The following is a 20,046-nucleotide window of genomic DNA, read 5'->3' as shown; positions in this document are numbered from 1 at the left end:
TACAATGTGAATTGTCCGAAGGAGCACTTCGGTCACAACAAATGCTTTACTTTTTCTATTACAAAGGGGAGGTATAACAATGTCAAAAAGGCTTCTTAGTATGACGCTCATTCTAGTACTGGTCGGTACACTATTGGCTGGATGCGGTTCAAAAAATGCAGGGGGAAAAGAAACAAACTCAAGTGGCGGAGCAACAAATGCCCCATCCAATACGGTGGTTGAAGATATCACTAATGAATATGGTGATACCGGCGGGTTGAAGCTTCCACTGGTAGATAAACCAACAAAGTTGACTTGGATGGTTGTAAGTGAAACTCCGCTTAACGACAAGCTAGTTGCTAAGGAAATCGAGAAACGTACAGGAATTACAGTAGATTTTCAACATTATTCCCCTGCTACTTTCCAGGATAAGCTTCGTTTAATTGTTGCATCGGGTAAGCTTCCAGATATTTTTCACGGGCTTAAACGGGATGAGCTGAAGAGAATCGGTCAACAAAAAGCAGTAGTTGCAATCAACGACTATGTTGATATGCTGCCAAATTTCAAAAGACTATATGTTGATGAAAATCCTTGGGTTGTTAATTCCTATGGAGACGAGAATAACAACATTTATACATGGCCGGTTTACAACATGAATCGTGATGTTAACCATGGCATGATGTACAGAAAAGATATTTTCGATAAGCACGACATTCCTGAGTGGACAAACACGGAAGAGTTCTATCAAGCACTGAAAAAATTAAAAGAAATTTATCCGGATTCATATCCAATGGCATCCAAAACAAAGGAGACGATCTTTAAAGATCTTTCCTATGGCTGGGGGATCGGAGGAGCAAGCTACCCTGCTATCTATTCCGAATCCGATAAAACTTGGAAATTAGCAGGAGTTCAACCAGAGCATAAAGAGATGCTTGATTTCTTGAAAAAGCTGTATAACGAAGGCTTGCTTGATCAAGAATTCTTGACAGATACCACGGATTCCTGGACAGCTAAAATGACTACAGATAAAGCGTTCGTAACGTGGGACTGGATTGGACGTCTGGATCTATTCTACAACCAAGTAAGCTCGCAATATCCTGAGTATGACCTGCGTTATGCTAACCCAATTGGGCCTACGGGAAATATCCGTACATTGCCTTTAATCAATGCAGACTTTGGAATCACCGTTGCTAATAACGAGAATAAAGAAGCTGCATTGAAATTGTTAGATTATCTGACGAGCCCATCGGGTTCCGAGCTTATCACGCTTGGTGTAGAAGGTGTGAACTTTAACTTTGATGAGAACGGGAAGCCAGTATATCCGGAGCTAGCCGACCTGCCTAGCATAGAAATTAAAGTACTGGAAGAGCATTATGGCATGTGGATTGAAGGCATGTATCTTAACCCAGATAGACGCTCTGTATACTACAACTACACAGAGAAAGAGCAAGAGGCTCAAGACAAAATGGTATCAGCTAATAAATTTGAACCTGAAGATCCTGTATTGAATCTTACAGAAGATGAGATTGCCCTTATTGCAGAATTGCAAACATCGATTGAGAAATCGATGAATGAATTCAATTCAAAATATATCCTTAATAAGAACTATGGAGATAAAGAATGGGCTGATTGGCTAGTAACAGCTGAGAAGAACGGGGCAAGTAAATACGTAGAAGTATTCAACCAAGCTCAAAAACGTTTTGAAGCAAATAAATAATATATAGAAAGATTAGGACGATGAATGGCACGGAGGGAAATTATGTTCCGAGTGCCATTTATCGTCACCCGGGAGGAGAAGAGACGTGCCAAACCCTAGCACGGATAAGGGACTTACACTGAGTAAGCCATCCTTATTATCACGGATTACTGCATCGTTCATGCGGACGCTAAAGCATATGAAACGGGATAGACAGTTATTGCTCCTATTTCTGCCTTGTCTTATATTTTATATTATTTTCCGATATGGACCATTGTACGGCTTGATTATTGCATTTAAAGATTACAGTGTATTCGAAGGAATTATCGGCAGTAAATGGGTCGGTCTTAAGCACTTCGTCAGGTTTTTCTCGAGTAATGATTTTTTGCTGTTATTCAAAAACACACTAGCACTCGGATTTTTCGCTTTGATATTTGGTTTCCCAGTTCCGATTCTATTAGCAATTTCGCTAAATGAACTCCGAGTGAAATGGTTAAAAAAATCAATTCAGACATTTACTTATCTACCCTCATTCTTGTCTGTTGTAATTGTCAGTAGTATGGTTATAGACTTCCTATCACCCAGCAGCGGCTTGATTAACAAGCTGATTGCAGCGCTTGGATTTGAAAAGATTTACTTTTTGATTATGCCGGAATGGTTCCGAACCATTTATGTTGCATCCGATATTTGGGCCCTTATGGGTTACGAAGCCATTATTTACCTAGCTGCGATCGCCGGTATTAGTCCGACGCTATATGAAGCGGCAAAGGTCGACGGAAGCAGCAGGCTGAGAAGCATGTGGCATATTACGATACCAAGCCTAATGCCAACGATTCTTATTCTTTTCATTATGAAAACGGGCAATATGATTCGAATTGGATATGAGAAGGTATTGCTTCTCTACACTCCGACTACGTATGAAGTGGCTGATGTATTCTCCACTTATGTATACAGAAAAGGCTTAGTCGAGGCGAATTACAGCTATGCTGCAGCTGTTGGCATGTTTGAAGCATTGGTCGCAATGATCATGCTACTGTCGGCAAACTTTATAAGCAGAAAGGCTGGAGGTAAAGGGCTATGGTAGGAGAATCAAAGTTTTCCCTATTTGGATTAATCAATGGACTGATCCTATGCTGCATTGGAATTGCTACGGTCTACCCCATTGTCTATATTCTAGCAATTTCTCTAAGCGACACAGCTTCCGTTGTTCAGGGCCAAGTCACCCTATTTCCCAAGGGTATTAACTTAGAAGCTTATAAGGAGGTTCTAAAAGACACACGGATACCGAGAGCCTATTTAAATACAATATTTTATACGGGGCTTGGAACCTTCATTAACTTGTTAGTTACTTCTATAGCTGCCTATCCACTGTCCCGGCCCGACTTCATTTGGCGTAAATATTGGATGTTTGGTATCGTTCTAACGATGTTCTTGAATCCAGGTATAATTCCAAACTACATCATCGTTAATACGCTTGGATTGACTGATTCAGTATGGGCATTGGTTATCCCTAATGCGATTTGGACGATGGAATTGATTATTCTGAAAAGCTTCTATGAGAATATGTCTGCGCAAGTCCGTGAAGCGGCACTTATTGATGGTGCTTCCGAGTATCGGATATTGTTTAATATCTTGATTCCGCTCTCCAAACCAGCGCTTGCATCAATTGGGCTCTTTTATTTCATGGGACACTGGAACAGCTTCTTCCTCCCATTGATTTATTTGAATGAACAAAGCTTGTACCCGCTTCAGGTCGTATTAAGAGACATGCTTATTTTTAATGATGGTAGTGGTCCAGGACTTGTCGATGCGGCAGCCTTAGCGCCTCAGGCGAAGAAGAATGCCACAATTGTGCTGTCGATGATTCCGGTCTTAATGATCTATCCATTTGTTCAAAAATATTTTGCCCAAGGTGTGATGCTAGGTTCCGAAAAGGGTTGACATTAATTGTTGTATACTTAATTGGACAAAGAAACATGCGGAAGGGATGGCTACTACTTGAAGCGTTACATCACAAATTTGGGCATCATTCAAATCTTTTGTTCGTTGCTCCTAGTCGTCGGCATAATGTTCGTATCCAATTATTTCGTATACAAAAATTCAATATCTGATATTTATGAAAAAGTCGCCCAAAACAACACACTAGCAATAAAGACAATGATTCAATCGTTCGACAATAGCTTTCGTTCGATTAACAACATTATTCACTCTATTCATGGACTTCCTTATAGCAGTCTGGAGTCGGAAGAAGACGGACGTATTGACATGCTTAAGGTCTATACGATGCAAGAGAGTATTGCTACGCTAGTCTCTTCAGTTGATTTCATTGAAGAAGTGATTGTTTTCTATGATGATATGGATCTAGCCATTACCTCAACCGGCACAAGCAGCCTTAGTCATTTGTTCCAGAACAAGTACAAGCATGATTTGTACAATGAGAGCTATTGGCGGACTTATGCAAAGGGGAAGAATTCATTTAAAATATTACCAGGACAATATTTCAAAGTCGCAACGGATACATCTCAGCATAGAAAAAAGCTTATGGTCGCAGTAGGTGGTAATAAGGTTCGTATTTCGAATAAAAATATAATTATTTTAATAGATGAGGCCGCTTTATTGGAGTATGTGAACCAGGAATTGATGATTCCAGGTGCTTCACTGATCGTACTTGATCAAGAGCGAAGAGTCATTCTTAGTACAGATGCTAATTCTGATTTATCTGGCTTGCTTGATGATGTTTATTTCAATTCATTTCATGAAGCCACTTTAACAAAAAAAGATTATCAATATAACATATATAAATCCGACTTTAACGGATTTATGTATGTTGATAAAGCGCCATATCAATTCCATAATATCGATTCAGTAACAAAAGCAAACAAAATGATTATGTTATCAGCTATCATCTGTGCGGTCTTGATATCTTTATTTCTAAGTGTCTACTTATATAAGCCTGTCAAGAAAATTATTCGTCAGTTAGGCGGCGGCAACAATAGAGGGAATGATTTCCGTAAAATATTAAGCGGTATTGTAAAAATGCAAATGGAAATCGACTCTACCAAGAAACAGATGGAAAATATGGAATTCACAGTGCAAAGAAGTGTGTTTTTTCAAGCAGTGGATGAATATGCTTACTCTACTTCGGAGCATGGTCTAGAGATGCAAAAATATTGCAGAGATATTTTGCGCAGCGAGTACTTTGTGTTACTCATGATTCATTTGAATAAGAAGGGTATGGAGCAGCAAGCGGCATTATCAATAGAGAAGATTATAGACGTTCTCAATTCAGCCTTGTTGAAAGAACAAAGTGATGTTCAGTTGTTCTACGATAACAACCTGCAATTCGTCTCGCTTGTTGGTATTAAACCAGATGAGCGTGCAGTGTTGTTAAAGCGTTTGAAACTATTGTTTACTAACCTGGAACAAGGAGAGCTGGCAGGTTATTCAATCTATGTTAGTGTAAGCAAGATGTACGCTACAGAATTTGAGAATTATAAGTTAGCGTATCGTAACGTGGTAAATGGCATGCTATATAGAATAGTTAATGAAAAGTCTAATGTACTGGATGTTGAGAAGATTCAATACAAATGGAGTCTGTATTTCCCTTTCGATAAAATCGAGAAGCTATCCAATTATATTTCAAATGGAAAGCTGCAGGAAGGGAAGGAGATTATTTCTGAGACGTTCAGGGAGAATGCAGCTCGCAATGTGCATCATCATCAAATGGCTCATATTGCCAAGACGATGTTCATGTATATGCTGAGACATGCAGAGGATACTGCTAATGCGGACAATAGATTGTATAAGCTTGAACAACAGTTTTTACGGAAGATCGATTACGCACATGATTATCTGGATGTTGAGAAAGCGCTTATAGATGTAGCGAAGCATATTTCTGAACATAGTAAGTCTGAAGAAGCTAATAAACTGAATCCTAGCTTTATTTCTCGGTACATCGAGCTGCACTATATGGAGAACTTATATTTAGATCATATTGCGGAGGTTGTGGAAACCTCGCCAAAATATTTCTCGAGTTACTTTAAGAAGACGTTTGGTATCAACTATGTCGAATATCTTAATAAAGTGAGATTATCACATGCCAGGGAGTTGCTGAAGGACAGTTTATTATCTATCGGTGAAATTGGAGAGAAGACGGGGTATTTAAATTCTTCGACCTTCACGACGACATTCAAGAAGTATTTTGGCATTTCTCCGAGTGAATATCGAAAACAAAATATGAAATGATAGGTCTGGAGTGAAATACGAGATGAAGACGATTACGACTCAAAACGGAAAAATTATCATTACAGTGCGGGAGAAACCGAAATTGTTGCACGGTCATGTGCTTATACGGACTGAATATTCAGCTATTAGTCCTGGCACGGAAATGATATTGGTTAGACAGGCATCTGATCGACTCGTCACGTTAGGCTACAATGCAGTGGGAATTGTCGAACAAGTCGGCGATGGTATTCAGCATATTCAAGTAGGGCAACGCGTAGCCTGCTATGGCGCCCCCTATGTGCATCATGCGGAATGGCTGGCTGTTCCCGCAAATTTGGTAACAGTTGTTCCTGACCATGTTGATCCACAAGAGGCGGCCTTTGCTGGTCTTGGGGCGATTGCAATTCATGCACTCCGTGTGGCTCAACTGCAATTCGGAGAGTCCGTTGTCATCGTCGGGCTTGGTATTCTAGGTAACATGATCACGCAGATTGCTCAAGCTGCGGCTTATAGAACTATAGGCTTGGATCTGAGAGAGGATCGGGTAGCCATGCTTCAAGAGCGCGGATTCTCTCATATGTATCATAGTCAAGCGGAGATGGAAGAACGATTAGCCGATGCGGCGGGACGTTACGGGGTAGATGCTGTCTTGCATTGTGCAAGCGGACCGGGAGAACAATTGATTAATAGCTCGCTCAAATGGATTCGCGATCGTGGGAAAATCGTTATTGTCGGTGATCTGACAGCTGAATTCTCTAGAGAGCTAATGTTCGGAAAAGAAGCTCAAGTGCTCATCTCGCGCGCTGGTGGTCCAGGTCGGTATGACCCTCAGTATGAAAGAGAGAATAAAGATTATCCGATCGGTCATGTTCGTTGGACGGAAGGTAGAAATGTTGAGGAATACATTCGTTTGTTAGCTGACGGGCGAATCTCGATTAAGAACCTCATAACTAATCTCTATTCCATAGATGACGCTGAAGAAGCCTATATGAATTATAGGACGCCAACGGAAACGATTGCTACAGTCATCAAATACTAGGATGGAGGCTTGTATTTTCAGTGATAAACGATCAACTTGAGGTTCGCAGCATTGCAAATCGTGCTGAGTTGGAATCCGTCTATGACATTCTCGGAAACGCATTCCCCGTTGGGAGAGATTTTTTTCAAATGCGTCTAGATCATGATTCAGCTTATGATAGCTCTACTACATGGATTGCGCTGCAGCAAGAGGCTATCGCTTCTACTATACAAGTGTTCCCTTGCAACATCCGTGTTGAGGAAGCAGAAGTGAAAGTCGGAGGAATAGGGAGTGTAGCTACAGTTCCCGAGTATCAAGGGAAGGGATACTGTAAGCAAATGCTGCATCGCTTAACTGAATGGATGGAGCAGCAGGAATATGACCTTTCATTGCTTTTTGCTATCATTACCCCTTTTTACGAAAAATCGGGTTGGAGTACCTTTCCTCAAACTTTGTATGAATTAAATACGGCAAACATCACGGTGAACGGTAATTCAAATTATGATATCCGTCCGTTTGATCCGACTTATATTAACGATATTTCCACCATATACAAGCAATTTAACGAGACCAGAACCTGCACGGTGATTAGGCCGGCGGCCCACTGGAATGATCGGCTTCAATGGCCTAAATGGAAAGCGTCTACCTGTCTTTTGGTTATACGGAATGGTGTGACTGTAGCATATGGGCATATTTCTGAGCAGACAGAGGATGGGGCTGCCTATCTGGAGGAATTAGGTTATCTCCAGGGCGAGGAAAGTGCCGTTGTTCCCTTGTTTCAGGCTTTGGTTGAACAGCGTCCTGAAGTTAATCGAATACTAGCATACCTTCCCGAAGACCATCATTTGACCGAAAAATTAATCTCATGGGGAGCAAAGAAGAAGACGAATCGCTATATGATGTGGAAAATAATCAGGCTCCAGCCTTTACTGACCAAGCTGGCTGCCCTTTTCCAAAAGAGGCTACAGAACAACAAAGCATATGCCGGGAAATCTCTGCAGATTGAATTGCATTGCGCAGGGCAAGAAGCATATATTCATTATTCGGACGGACAGATATCGATCGAAGCTGATCCACGGCAAGGGATTGAATATTCAAGAATAGCCTTAACTCAAGAGGAATTTACGATCTTACTATTTCAAGGCTGTGATAATTCTAACCCGGAAGCACTTCATGACCCTGTGCTTGGGGCTCTCTTTCCGAAGCAAAACTCTGTCTTTTACAACTTAGATAGGTTTTAAAGTTCTTAATCATGAGGGAGTGGAGTTTATTGTCTATATTGCAGAAAGAATATGATGTAGCAGTTCTTGGAGGAGGTCCGGCGGGAATTACGGCTGCTATTAGCGCGGCGAGAAATGGAGCGAAAACGATTCTCGTGGAGCGTTATGGCTTCCTAGGCGGTATGTCTACCTCTGCGATGGTATACCCTTGGATGACCTTTCATACGGCAACAGGTGAGCAAGTTATTAAAGGGATCGCTCAAGAAATTGTTGATCGACTGATAGCTCTTGGCGCATCCCCTGGTCACTTAAGGGATACTGTTGGATTTGTTCATACACTGACGCCCTATAATCCTGAGGTGTTCAAGGTTTTGTCTTGCGACATGCTTCAGGAAGCGGGAGTAGACATTCTGCTTCATACAGCGGCTATTGATGTTCAAACCGAGGGAGATCGTATACGTGGTATTTCCCTTTACAATAAAAGTGGAATATCGACGCTCCGAGCAAAGGTGTTTGTTGATGCAACTGGAGAGGGAGATATTGCTTATATGGCAGGTGCTCCTTGGGAGCAGGGAAATCTCGAACATAAAGTACAGCCGATGACAATGAAGTTTCGTATGAAGGGCGTTGATCTGAATCAGGTCAAGCAATATATGCAGGAGAATCCTACAGAATTCTACGAAAAATCATTGATTTCGGAGTTGAATACCTTGCCTCTTACAGGAGTTATGGGGTTCTATACAAAGTGGAGGGATGCAGCTCTTCATATCCAGCGTGAGGGAATCTTGTTTTTTAGCGGACCTGGTGAGGATGAAGTGCTTGTAAACGTATCTCGGGTATCAGGCTTGGATCCAACAAATGTTGAGGATTTGACCGAGGCGGAGATCGAAGGTCGCAAACAAGTACTGCTGTTAGAGGCGTTCTTCCAAAAATCCATTCCGGGATTTCAAAATGCTAGTGTTACAGCGGTTGGAACTCAGATCGGGGTTAGAGAATCAAGGCGGATTATCGGAAAATATATGTTGAATGGCACCGATGTATTAGATGGAAAAAGATTTGATGACGTTATTGCTCGAAGTGGTTATCCAATTGACATTCATAATCCGGAGGGTAAAGGTGTTACGGCTAATTTTATTCGGGAAGGCGGCGCATACGATATTCCATATCGCAGCATTGTTCCGCTAAACAACTCAAATTTATTATTAGCTGGCAGATGTATTTCCACGACACATGAGGCCCAGGCTACGACTCGTTTGACCCCTAGCTGTATGGCGGTTGGTCAGGCCGCTGGCGCCGCAGCTGCGATAGCTGCGCTGTATAACTGCGCTGCGGCGGAGGTTCCTATTCTTGAATTGCAGGAAAGGTTAATAGAAGGGAATGCTGAACTAGGATTGGTGGAGAGGGTTGTCCGTGATGAGTAAACTAATCATGCAAAGTAATCATCCTGTACTTGCTTTTGCTTGCGAGGAATGGAACAGATTGTTGCAGCTCTCCGGTAGGGCTGCAACTATGCCTACGGATGAGGTGTGGGTCGGGACATGGGAAGAGCTGAAGAATGGGCAACCAGAACTGCTAGGCGTGGATGAATGGAGAGACTCTGGCTTTAGTGATGAATTCGTCATCTATGAGACGGAGAACAAGATTGTTCTTTCAGGCAAATCAGAGCGAGCAGCATTATACGCTGTATATCAATACGCGCAGGAGGCTTGGGGTATTCACTGTGTATATCCTGGTTCGACATCTAGCACATCTAACATGAAGCAGCAGTATCCGGTAGATTCAAAACCTGCTCGAGAGACAATTCGATGGTATGCTCCAAGAATGGAACGCAGAGGATTTGTATTCGAAACGATCAATGAGCCACACTACTTAAAAGAAATGATCGATTGGTTCGGTCATAATAAAATCAATGAAATGTTCTTTACTTTTTCACTATGGGACCAAGTGGGTGAAGAAATTGCTCCCGAATTGATTAAACGCGGAATCCAGGTCACGCTCGGCGGTCATAGTATGAAGTTTATTTTGAATAGAAAAGAATACGAGGATTTGAACGCCGAAGCAGATCATCCGTATACAGCCAAGTCACAGCTGAACTTCAAAGATAGTACATGGCAAACCCAGCTTCTACAGGATATTACAGCATATTGTCATACCGTGCCCAATTTAACTCGAATATCGCTGTGGCCGGAAGACATCGCGGATCGGCAAACAGAAGGCTTCCTCGAATATTATGTACAATTTACAGAAAAATTGAAGGCTAGCTTATGTCAATCTGGACTAGATGTAGAAGTAGAACATATTGCCTATAACGCAGGCCTAGCTTGGAATATGCTAGAGCGAAATGAAGCAAAGCCATCTACTGAAGTTGATACACTATATGCTTTTTGGGGTCGGGATTACCGGTACGGATACGATAACAGTCCGCATGAAAGTGATCGCAGGGCGAAAGAGGCGTTAGAGGACTGGGCACGTAGACTTAGAAGCACGGAGCGTAAGCTAACTATCTTTGAATACTATAGCGATCATTTCATGCTGACGAACTTGTTCCCTTTTCTACCACAGCGCATTCTGAAGGACGTAGCATATTACGAGCAGCAGAACCTGCTCGGTATGGTGAACTTAGTCGTTCCGTATCGAGGGTCTGATCCTTATCCGTGGAAATGGGTACATGGATTTAATAGTTATGTATTTTGCAAAGCGTTGTGGAGTGATCAAATGGAGGAGATTCTTACCGACTATTACTCCTGTTATCCTGAGAGTGAAAGAGCGGCGGTTCAAGCTTTATTCGAAGTGATTGAAGCCAAGCTACCACGCATAACATCATGGAATGCTCTCTTATTTCCTGCAAGAGTTGTAGATCCTGAAAAGGCCAATGTTAGCGAGGAGCAACAAGAGATGATTCTTGCAACTCTGGAGGATATAGGAAGCAGCATACAGAGCATCCTGCAGCAATCCGGGCTTAATCCGGATTTAGAGCCTTACCGATATGCACAGCATATCCTTAATTATACGGATAATCTAAAGCAACGATGGCTTAAGCAATAAACAGAAGCAAAGCGTGTTGGGATCACGCCAAAGATTAAGCGTAGAATACATCACCATAGCCCCAAACTGCAAAGAACCCGCGTCGGACGCGGGTTCTTTGTGTTTACTCTTTTCCAGCGGCAATGGAATTCTTCTCATAACTGATCCAATCGCTCCAACTGCTTATCTATTGCAAGTCACCCACCTGTGGCTGAACCAAGCCGAACGGAACGCCAACAAGAGTACAAATGAAGCTAGGTAGTTACCGCTAACAATACGTATTTAACCATATGTCTTCAAGCGTTTGATTAATTTGCTCTACGAAAAGTTTAGTTTCCATCCGCTTCCTCCTGACGACGCTTGAACCAATTCCTTCATTATGCGGTATCCGTCAATATCACCTTCTGAGCTCGCTGACAAAATGGAGATTACAAAAAGCGCTGTAAGTCAGCAATTGGCCAAGCTTGAGACAGAAGGCTATATTATGAAAAAGCAGAGTGCGGAGGATAAGCGCGCATTTTCTATAGAATTAGGAGAAAAAGGGCTGCTGTATAAAAAAGAAATAGAGAAATTTAATGAGCAGCTTGTCAGAATATACAATGAGAAACTGACGCCAGTTGAAATGACAAATATATTATCAGCGCTTCAAAAGCTTCAGCAATTGATGAAGTAACAGATACCGGAGCGGTATTCCGGATGCCGCATGATCGAACCAGCGAGAGTATCTTGGTTTCTGTAACTTCGGAGATGTACCCGAACAACTCAACTCGCCTATATCTACACCGAGCGTTTCGGCTATCTTTGCGAAATTCACAAGTGAAATGTTCCGCTATCATTAATAATGATGATATCTCCTCAGACACTTGTCATAATTATACCTTTAAAAGTTTCTAGGCGTTCAACAATCACCTAACCTAACTGCCGGACTGTGGCTGGTTCCGATGTTCTTGCAACTGCTTCTTCGACTTATTGTTTGCAAGCTGCCGAATGAAAAGCCCAAAAAGGGCTGTAACAGCCCGCCTCCCGGCAACCTGTCCCAGCCCCAAAGCCGCGTCTGACACGGCCTCTCGGTTCTTACTCTTCTCCCGTTGCAATCGGGTTTTCCTCATACGAGATCCAATCGCTCCAGCTCCCGGCATACAGCCGCACATTATCATATCCGAGTGAATGGAGCGCCACAATATTTGGACAAGCGCTCACGCCTGAGCCGCAGTAGACGATAACCTCCCGGCCAGCATTTAGAGCATTTATCACTTCAGACAATCCTGCCCGGCGTTGTTCCTCGGACGTCCATTTCCCCTCGGCATCCAGATTGTTCTTCCAGAAAGCGTTGACGGCGCTAGGGATATGTCCTGCTTTGGCATCAATAGGTTCGGTGTCTCCCAAATAACGAGGCGCCTCACGAGAGTCCACCAATAACATCTCGGGATTGCCAATAGCGCTGCGAACATCGTTCACATCTGCAATCAAATTCGGCCGTACAGCAGGCTGGAATGAGGAAGGAACGATGACTGGTTGATCCGCGGTTACGGGATAGCCGTCCTTCTTCCACGCTGCGAATCCCTCAGCCATGACATACACCTGATCGTGCCCCAGCCAGCGCAGCAGCCACCATAGTCTGGAGGCATTCATCCCCCCTTGGTCATCATAGGCCACGACTATGCTGTCATTGTTGATACCGGCCTGGCCGAGACGCAACGCCAGAGCTTCTGGATCGGGCAGCGGATGCCTGCCGCCATGCTCGCCAACGGGAGCGGAAAGATCGCTCTCCAAGTCGAGATAGACTGCGCCGGGCATATGGGCTTCGTTATACGCCTCTCTGCCGGCTTCCGGTGCTCCGAGCTGAAATCGGCAATCGACGATAACGATATTCGGCTCATACATGCGGGCTAAGAGCCACTTTTTTGAAACGAGCGGGCTTGGGTTTGCCATGATCATTTTCTCCCTTCATCTAATTACTTCTTCAACTCAAAGAACTGACAGTTGTTCCGGTTATGGTAGGTAAGATCGCTCACGCTGGATTGCGTGATAACGGTATCCTCGGTGAGGCGGATAATGATCGATCCGGATTCGATGAGGTGGTTGTCGCGAAAAACGCGGATACGAAGGCCTAGATCCATCGCTGTTTGTAAATCCTGTTCTGTGATAAGACGTCGAATCGTGGGCATTTGGTTACCATCTCCTTTGAGGCGGGCAGAAGGTATGCTGCCCGTAAACTACTTCATCTGACTTCTCTATTGTAGAGACAAAAGCCCAACCGTGACAAGCGACTACTCCATATATTATAGAAACGATATTTAACGCAACGATGAACGGACAACTCGATCGTTCTAAGGAGGAATAGAGATGGGAAGGGTATTACGCCGTAGAAGCGCAGGAAGCTGCGGACGCGACGAAATAAGGGTACATGCGGACAAAATTAAGGTCAATGCGAATATTCTGCAAAAAGTAGCGGTCAGTATGCTGCCGTTCTATAGAGCTGTCGCAACGAGTGAAAGGTTCGCCGCTATATGGAGCAAGGCAGTGGTTACAGCGAATTTAAATTTGATGAGAAGGCTGCTCGCTTCGGTAGCTCCGTCTGCAGCGAGGCAAGGCCTGGGCACAAACGGGATCGGCTATTTTATCGACTTTATTTTTCCCAAACTCGTGTATACGAACGGAACGACGATTCCTCCGGGAACCGTGCAATTCATGTTCGAGCCCCGAGTTCACCAGGCGATAGCCCGGGCAGTACTGCCGCTATATCACAGGCTTGCCCATGACAGATCATTCGCCTGCAAGCTGGCTATTGCGATTCGCCGCAAAAACTCGCAATTAGTGAGACAGCTAGTACGAGGTACCGTACACACTCAAGCACTGAAGTCGGTTAAAATCGAGGATCAAGGCATTGCACTGACTTTCAAATATCCGTTTAGCAAATTTAAATACCGTAATCTGTTGTTTCGGGAAACTTTTTTTGGACGCAGAAAAAGGCTAAGACGGAGGAGAAGACTGGCATTGACGGAAGAGTGACAAATAGGGGATTCTATGTTCGTTGAACTTTAAGAAGGCGCATGCAGGGTGCATGTGCCTTCTTACTATATAGGATAACTATAATGGAGGATTACGATGACATTTCCGGCATACAGGGTAGTAGGACTCATTGCCGCCGATTTGGATTTGCTCTCCCGTGTAGACGGGCTTCCCGTTCTCGACGCGTAGGTTCATCGTAGCTTTGCGCTCGCAGAACCAGCAAATCGTCTTCATTTCCTCTATTTTATCCGCATAAATCAGCATTAGCTTGCTGCCCTCGAAGAGTTGATTCTGGAAATCGTTCTTGAGGCCGAAGCCCATGACGGGAACGTCGAGTTCGTCGACGATGCGGACAAGCTGCTCGATGCTGTCCTTGTTCAAAAATTGACACTCGTCTACAAGCACGCAGTAGGGCCGTGGCTCCTGACGGCTAACCAGGCCAAAGATGTCGGTATCGTCCTTGATCGGGATCGCTGGCCTGCGCAGGCCGATGCGCGAGGAAATGTAGCCCACCTCATCCCGGTCGTCGAGAGCCGACGTGAAGAGCATCACCGGTTTGTTCTGTTCCTCGTAATTATGGGCCACTTTTAGAATCTCAATCGATTTGCCGCTGTTCATTGCCCCGTACTTAAAAAATAGCTGTGCCATCACTGCGCCCCTTCTCTAGTTGTTCATCCTGCTAATTATATAGCGGGTACGCCCCATCGCACAATGAGTCCTGCATGAGTAAGGCCGCTGCCGAAGCCATAAATGAGCAATCTGTCGCCGGGCTTCAACTGGCCGGCATCGATTCCCGCTTGCAGGGCAAGGGGAATCGATGCCGAGGAGGTATTGCCCATAAGCTGAACGCTTTGCAGTGTTTTGCCCAAAGGGATATTCGCTTTCTCACAGATAGATTCAATCATGCGCAAATTGGCGCTGTGCGGAATGAACCAGTCGATCTGCTCCCGACTTACATTAGCCTGCTCCAGCAGCTGCTCAATCCCGGCAGTCACGGTGCGTACCGCCCATTTGAATACTTCGCGTCCATTTTGCACGATTTTACCGTTGCCTTCCAAAGGTTGACCGTCCATGGCCCGGGAGAGACCGGAGCGATATACGTTGATTCCCCCGGCTCCTTGCGTGCCCATGACGACGGCCTCAAAACAGCCTGATTCTGTATCTTCCCGCTCGACAAGCACAGCCCCGGCTCCATCGCCAAATAGAATGCACGTGCTCCGATCGCTGTAATCCGTTATCTTGCTCATCGTTTCGCCCGCGACCACAAGCACTTTCCTATGTAGCCCTGAAGTGATCAGTCCATTAGCCAGATGAAGGGCATAGGAGAAGCCCGCGCATGTCGCATTCAGATCCACTGCCCCGGTGTTTCCCATTTCGAAATGCTTTTGAATTTTGCATGATACGCTAGGGAATGAGTAATCGGGAGTAGTCGTCGCTACGAGAATAAGATCGACATCATCCAGCAAGACGTTGTAGGTGCTGCGGAGCTTCTCGACGGCGCGGATGCATAAATCGGAGGTGAATTCGTCGTCTGCCGTAATGTGCCGCTCTTGAATTCCTGTTCGTTGAACGATCCATTCGTCATTCGTTTCAACCAGCTTCTCCAGATCCTCATTCGTCAATATTTTCTCGGGAACGTAAGTACCGATGGCGGTAATCCGCGATTTGGATACAGGCGTCAAATCAATCGCTCCTTCATTGTGGAAATGGGTTTGTAAAAAACATGCTTCGATATCTTGTATGAAAATCTAAATTATGGCCTAATATTATTATCAGGTTTTAGTACCTGGTAATAATATATATTAATTTTCCTTTGTTGTATAGCTTTATCATTAGTACATTAACCATTGCATTAAAATCCCAGAAAAACAATAAATTTATTCAATGTTTATAAAGATCCAACGTTCGAGAAAGCCTTCTTCAAAAGCCTACTTAAAATAACCTAAGCCTAAGCTTGCTACCTCGTGCGCTCAATTTAAAATCTTGAAGATTTCGTTGCGCACTCCCACGGATGCTATAATAAACTTTGAAAGGAGTGCATCTGTGACCCATGAAAACATTAGTACTAGCGGAGAAGCCGTCCGTAGCGCGAGAAATCGCGCGAGTGATGGGCTGCCGCGATAAGCATAAGAGTTATTTGGAAGGGCCGAAGTATGTCGTGACCTGGGCGCTGGGCCATCTGGTCGGGCTTGCGGAGCCGGAGGACTATGATGCTAAGTTCCGTTCCTGGGCCTTGGAGGATCTGCCGATTTTACCTGGGAAAATGAAGCTGAAGGTGCTGCGGGAGAGCAGCCATCAGTTCAAGGCCGTGCAGCAGCTGATGAGAAGGCAGGATATCAATTCTCTCATCATTGCAACGGATGCTGCGCGCGAAGGAGAACTGCTGGCTAGATGGATCATGGATATGGCGAAATGGAACAAGCCGTTCCAGCGGCTGTGGATCTCCTCGCAGACCGATAAGGCGATCAAGGAGGGCTTTGCTTCGCTTAAGCCGGGGAATCAATACGATCGGCTGTACCAGTCGGCAAGATGCCGGGCGGAAGCGGACTGGATGATCGGACTGAACGTTACTCGGGCACTGACCACCAAATTCGGTTCGCCGCTATCCGCGGGGCGGGTGCAGACGCCAACGCTGGGCATGATTATGCAGCGGGAGAACGAGATTGTCTCGTTCCGATCGGAGGAATACAGCACACTGCGCGTTGATCTGGGAACGTTCGAAGCCGTATGGCGGGGCGCGAATAATGATTCGCGGATTTTTGACCCGGAGAAGGTGAAGCAGCTTCAAGGGAAGCTCGACGGCCGCTCCGGCAAAATCGTGAAACTCAAGAAGAGCGAGAAGAATGTGCCGCATCCTTTGGCATACGATTTGACAGAGCTGCAGCGGGATGCGAACCGCTTGCTCGGGTTTTCCGCCAAGCAGACCTCTAATGTATTGCAGCGGCTGTATGAACAGCATAAGCTCGTAACTTATCCGCGTACGGACTCGCGTTATTTGACGTCCGATATGAAGGACACGCTGAAGGAGAGACTGACGAGCGTGGCGATCGGCCCTTACGCCCCTTTAGCAAGACCGCTGCTGCGCAAGCCGCTCTCTTTGGGTAAACGGATTATCGATGACAGTAAAGTTACCGATCATCACGCAATCATTCCGACCGAGCAGACGGTACTGCTCAATGAGCTCAGCACAGAAGAGCGCAGGTTATATGATTTGATCGTAAGGCGGTTCATCAGTCTATTCTATCCGGCGGCCCGTTATGACAATGTCGCTGTTACTTTGGATGTCGCCGGGGAGGCCCTCCATGCCAAAGGCACGACGATGAAGGACAGCGGCTGGCGGGCCGTCTATGACGGTCAGCCTGTGGATGAAGACGAGGAGGATGAGGAATCGCTTGAAGGCAGCGGCGCGCTGCTTCCAGAACTGAAGGAAGGAGACAGTGTGACTGTGAAGCGCTGTCGCATTCAAAGCGGCCGTACTATGCCGCCGAAGCGGTACAGCGAGGCGGCATTGCTGACGCAAATGGAGAAGCACGGATTAGGCACGCCGGCGACCCGAGCCGATATTATCGAGAAGCTGGTCAGCTCGGATACGATTGAGCGGCAGGGAAACCTGCTGCATCCGACAGGAAAGGGCAAGCAGTTGATTGAGCTCGCTCCGAGCGATCTGCGGTCGCCGGATCTGACGGCGAAATGGGAGGCAGAGCTGGAGCGGATCGCTCGGGGGCAGGGCAAGCCTGGCCCGTTCCTAGAGGGGATACGCGATATGGCTCAGGGGCTCGTGGCTGGCGTGAAGAAAAGCGATGCGACCTATAAGCCGCATAATGTGTCCAACAGCCATTGTCCGGATTGCGGTACGAGGCTGCTGGAGAAGAAGACGGGGCGGGGGCTGATGCTCATCTGTCCAAGCGAAGATTGCGGCTACCGCCGTTCCGGCGAGAAGCGCCTGTCCAACCGGCGTTGTCCGCAGTGCCATAAGAAGATGGAGCTGAAGGAAGGCAAGGCTGGCCGCTACGTTCAATGTCTGCCTTGTGGCATTACGGAAACGCTGAGCAATAACGACCCTAAACGCATGAACAAGCGGGAGGAGAAGAGGCTCGTTAGCCAGTATACGAAAAAGCAGGAATCCATTGGCTCCAACCTGGGAGAATTGCTGAAGGCGGCTATGGAGAATAAGAACAAGTAGAAGACTTCTGCCGATGTTTGGATATTACCCTGTCTTCCTCTTCGCATAAAACAGCGGCATGCTCGAGAACCTATGAATAGGAGGTGATGAGCATGCCCCATCACAAATCAACGAAGATCAAGGATCAGCAGAACAAATCCAGTATTATGGAAGAAGCGGTAGAGCCTAAGCTGAAGAAGCAGGCCAAGAGGCCGCCGAGCTTAAATGAAATACCGAAGATGTAGTGCTGCGTCGACAAAGGCTCCCATGCGGGAGCCTTTTGTATTTATAGCGTTAGCGTTATAATAGAATCAAGGGAAACGAAGCTCTGCATAGACGGATGAAGATGGGGGCGGTGAGCATGAAATCCGGGTTGCTGCTCTGGTTTCTAATTATTAATGTTATTTCATATCTAGTTATGGCCGATGATAAGCGCCGGGCCCGGCAGAGGCGCGATCGAATTCCTGAGCGGACATTGTTTCTCTTGGCAGCCATCGGCGGTTCGCTTGGTGTGCTGACGGCCATGAACGTAAAGCGGCACAAAACGAAGCATGCCAGCTTCCGGATAGGCATTCCGCTGCTTCTATTGCTGAATGCGGTGCTGCTGGGTTATTTTTTGTTCTAAATGGTTTATTTAATGAAGTAGAGGAATTGCACGATCTCGCTCCACTTGTATTTCTAAACTAGACAAGGAGAGGTGCTGACTTATGTTGTTTACCAAAATTGTTGCAGCTTATGATGGTTCCAAGGCAGGTACCAAAGCGCTGGATAAGGCGATCGAACTAGTAAAATTAACACCGGAAGCTACTCTGGAAGTGGTACATGTTTTTGATTTTCCACGTTTCTATGTCGCAGAGGGATATGCGCCCGTGCCCGCATCCGTAAATCAGGATTTCTACGAGCTGGCTGAGAAGACGGTAGAGGAAGCGAAGAGCCGATTGCAGGCTGCAGGTGTGAACGGGAAGGTCGAGCTGTTTCAGGGCGCGCCGGCGGAAGTCATTTTGGATTATGTGAAGAAGAACAATAACGACATTATCGTCATCGGCAGCCGCGGCCTTGGAGGCATTCGCGAATTCGTCCTTGGCAGCGTCAGCCATAACGTTGTTCAGCATGCCAAGGTGCCTGTGCTGGTCGTTAAATAAGCAATTTAAGGGAGAGTGTCCTTAGGGGCATTCTCTTTTTTATATATAAGACAAGCATGCCGCTTCTCTCTGGAGCCTTCGCTTCCTTAAGCGTGTTTTTCTTGTTTTTAACTTAAGATAGCGTGAAAAAACGAACATTCTGATTACGGGAATTAATAATGTTCGTGTTTTAGTTGACATGAGCTAGGCGGGATTGTTAAACTGATAAAGGACAGCGGGTGACCGCTAGTTTGAATGATCTCGTATAAATCCGGGGATATGGCTCGGAAGTTTCTACCTGAAAACCGTAAATTTTCGGACTACGAGGGAATACGTCAGGAAGAAGGTTGTTATGCAAGAAGAGGCTTTCTTCGTTATGATTACAGACGATGAAGACGGTTGGGGTGTTTCCAGCTCTGCGCCGATATTACGCGCATGACGGAAGCGCGCTCGTGGCGACATCATACTTACTTCTGTAGTCATAAGACAAACGCGGAATCACACTGCATGCTGCTTGTTGTGAATCCGGTGTATTCTCTCTGGTCCGGGAATCTGAAAATACTCGTTATTTTCCAGAATACTCCGGACTT

General features: G+C 45.5%; 17 protein-coding genes, 1 pseudogene and 1 riboswitch. Of the genes and pseudogenes, 14 read left to right on the top strand and 4 right to left on the bottom strand.

From position 1 onward, the window contains the following. Positions 1-79: 79 nt before the first annotated feature. From CZ379_RS25635 to CZ379_RS25595, 9 genes and pseudogenes are all read left to right on the top strand, one after another. On the top strand, positions 80-1,696 hold the full coding sequence (locus CZ379_RS25635) for an extracellular solute-binding protein (protein ID WP_110934212.1): 1,617 nt from the start codon (positions 80-82) through the stop codon (positions 1,694-1,696). A 160-nt stretch (positions 1,697-1,856) separates the two neighbouring features. Beyond that, the gene (locus CZ379_RS25630) at positions 1,857-2,759 is read left to right on the top strand and encodes an ABC transporter permease (protein WP_110934564.1); all 903 of its coding nucleotides are present in this window, start codon (positions 1,857-1,859) and stop codon (positions 2,757-2,759) included. Beyond that, positions 2,753-3,616: a carbohydrate ABC transporter permease gene (locus CZ379_RS25625; protein WP_110934211.1), complete on the top strand. Its 864-nt coding sequence runs from the start codon at positions 2,753-2,755 to the stop codon at positions 3,614-3,616. The genes CZ379_RS25630 and CZ379_RS25625 overlap by 7 nt, the downstream gene beginning before the upstream one ends. Positions 3,617-3,673: 57 nt before the next feature. Then, positions 3,674-5,920, top strand: coding sequence for a helix-turn-helix transcriptional regulator (locus CZ379_RS25620; protein ID WP_110934210.1), 2,247 nt, complete (start codon positions 3,674-3,676; stop codon positions 5,918-5,920). 22 nt (positions 5,921-5,942) lie between these two features. Then, on the top strand, positions 5,943-6,938 hold the full coding sequence (locus CZ379_RS25615; protein WP_110934209.1) for a zinc-dependent alcohol dehydrogenase: 996 nt from the start codon (positions 5,943-5,945) through the stop codon (positions 6,936-6,938). A gap of 20 nt (positions 6,939-6,958) precedes the next feature. Next, complete coding sequence (locus CZ379_RS25610; protein WP_199925788.1) at positions 6,959-8,158, top strand: GNAT family N-acetyltransferase; 1,200 nt, start codon at positions 6,959-6,961, stop codon at positions 8,156-8,158. An 11-nt stretch (positions 8,159-8,169) separates the two neighbouring features. After that, on the top strand, positions 8,170-9,558 hold the full coding sequence (locus tag CZ379_RS25605; protein ID WP_110934207.1) for an FAD-dependent oxidoreductase: 1,389 nt from the start codon (positions 8,170-8,172) through the stop codon (positions 9,556-9,558). After that, a complete protein-coding gene (locus tag CZ379_RS25600) occupies positions 9,551-11,182 on the top strand; it encodes a beta-N-acetylhexosaminidase (protein WP_110934206.1) in 1,632 nt (543 codons plus the stop codon). Before CZ379_RS25605 ends, CZ379_RS25600 begins: the two co-directional genes overlap by 8 nt. Positions 11,183-11,531: 349 nt before the next feature. Further along, a pseudogene (locus CZ379_RS25595) lies at positions 11,532-11,834 on the top strand (MarR family winged helix-turn-helix transcriptional regulator); the annotation flags it as partial. A gap of 401 nt (positions 11,835-12,235) precedes the next feature. Here CZ379_RS25595 and CZ379_RS25585 read toward each other — a convergent pair. Both CZ379_RS25585 and CZ379_RS25580 read right to left on the bottom strand, forming a co-directional pair. Beyond that, entirely contained in the window at positions 12,236-13,093 is an 858-nt protein-coding gene (locus tag CZ379_RS25585; protein ID WP_110934203.1) for a sulfurtransferase, read from the bottom strand. Positions 13,094-13,116: 23 nt separating this feature from the next. Next, on the bottom strand, positions 13,117-13,329 hold the full coding sequence (locus tag CZ379_RS25580) for a hypothetical protein (RefSeq protein ID WP_110934202.1): 213 nt from the start codon (positions 13,327-13,329) through the stop codon (positions 13,117-13,119). A 178-nt stretch (positions 13,330-13,507) separates the two neighbouring features. On the opposite strand from CZ379_RS25580, the gene CZ379_RS25575 reads away from it, so the two are divergent. Further along, positions 13,508-14,173, top strand: coding sequence for a hypothetical protein (locus CZ379_RS25575; protein WP_234405016.1), 666 nt, complete (start codon positions 13,508-13,510; stop codon positions 14,171-14,173). 78 nt (positions 14,174-14,251) lie between these two features. On the opposite strand, the gene CZ379_RS25570 is transcribed toward CZ379_RS25575, so the two are convergent. Both CZ379_RS25570 and CZ379_RS25565 read right to left on the bottom strand, forming a co-directional pair. Continuing rightward, the gene (locus tag CZ379_RS25570; RefSeq protein WP_110934201.1) at positions 14,252-14,821 is read right to left on the bottom strand and encodes a thymidine kinase; all 570 of its coding nucleotides are present in this window, start codon (positions 14,819-14,821) and stop codon (positions 14,252-14,254) included. Between the two features lie 35 nt (positions 14,822-14,856). Beyond that, positions 14,857-15,855: a ketoacyl-ACP synthase III gene (locus CZ379_RS25565; RefSeq protein ID WP_110934200.1), complete on the bottom strand. Its 999-nt coding sequence runs from the start codon at positions 15,853-15,855 to the stop codon at positions 14,857-14,859. Positions 15,856-16,223: 368 nt separating this feature from the next. Here CZ379_RS25565 and CZ379_RS25560 point away from each other — a divergent pair, with 368 nt between their 5' ends. From CZ379_RS25560 to CZ379_RS25550, 4 genes are all read left to right on the top strand, one after another. Then, complete coding sequence (locus CZ379_RS25560; protein WP_110934199.1) at positions 16,224-18,356, top strand: DNA topoisomerase III; 2,133 nt, start codon at positions 16,224-16,226, stop codon at positions 18,354-18,356. A 92-nt stretch (positions 18,357-18,448) separates the two neighbouring features. After that, positions 18,449-18,580, top strand: a complete 132-nt coding sequence (locus CZ379_RS27035; RefSeq protein WP_267890508.1) for a hypothetical protein — start codon at positions 18,449-18,451, stop codon at positions 18,578-18,580. A gap of 116 nt (positions 18,581-18,696) precedes the next feature. Continuing rightward, positions 18,697-18,960: a DUF1294 domain-containing protein gene (locus CZ379_RS25555; protein ID WP_110934198.1), complete on the top strand. Its 264-nt coding sequence runs from the start codon at positions 18,697-18,699 to the stop codon at positions 18,958-18,960. 82 nt (positions 18,961-19,042) lie between these two features. Further along, positions 19,043-19,477: a universal stress protein gene (locus CZ379_RS25550; RefSeq protein ID WP_110934197.1), complete on the top strand. Its 435-nt coding sequence runs from the start codon at positions 19,043-19,045 to the stop codon at positions 19,475-19,477. Positions 19,478-19,697: 220 nt separating this feature from the next. Beyond that, positions 19,698-19,799: riboswitch (purine riboswitch) on the top strand. Positions 19,800-20,046 lie beyond the last annotated feature (247 nt).

The sequence above is a fragment of the Paenibacillus bouchesdurhonensis genome (assembly GCF_900155685.1).
In the GTDB taxonomy this organism is placed as follows: Bacteria; Bacillota; Bacilli; order Paenibacillales; family Paenibacillaceae; genus Fontibacillus; species Fontibacillus bouchesdurhonensis.
Note: the sequence above shows the minus strand (reverse complement) of the source record. Positions and strands in the feature narration are given on the sequence as shown.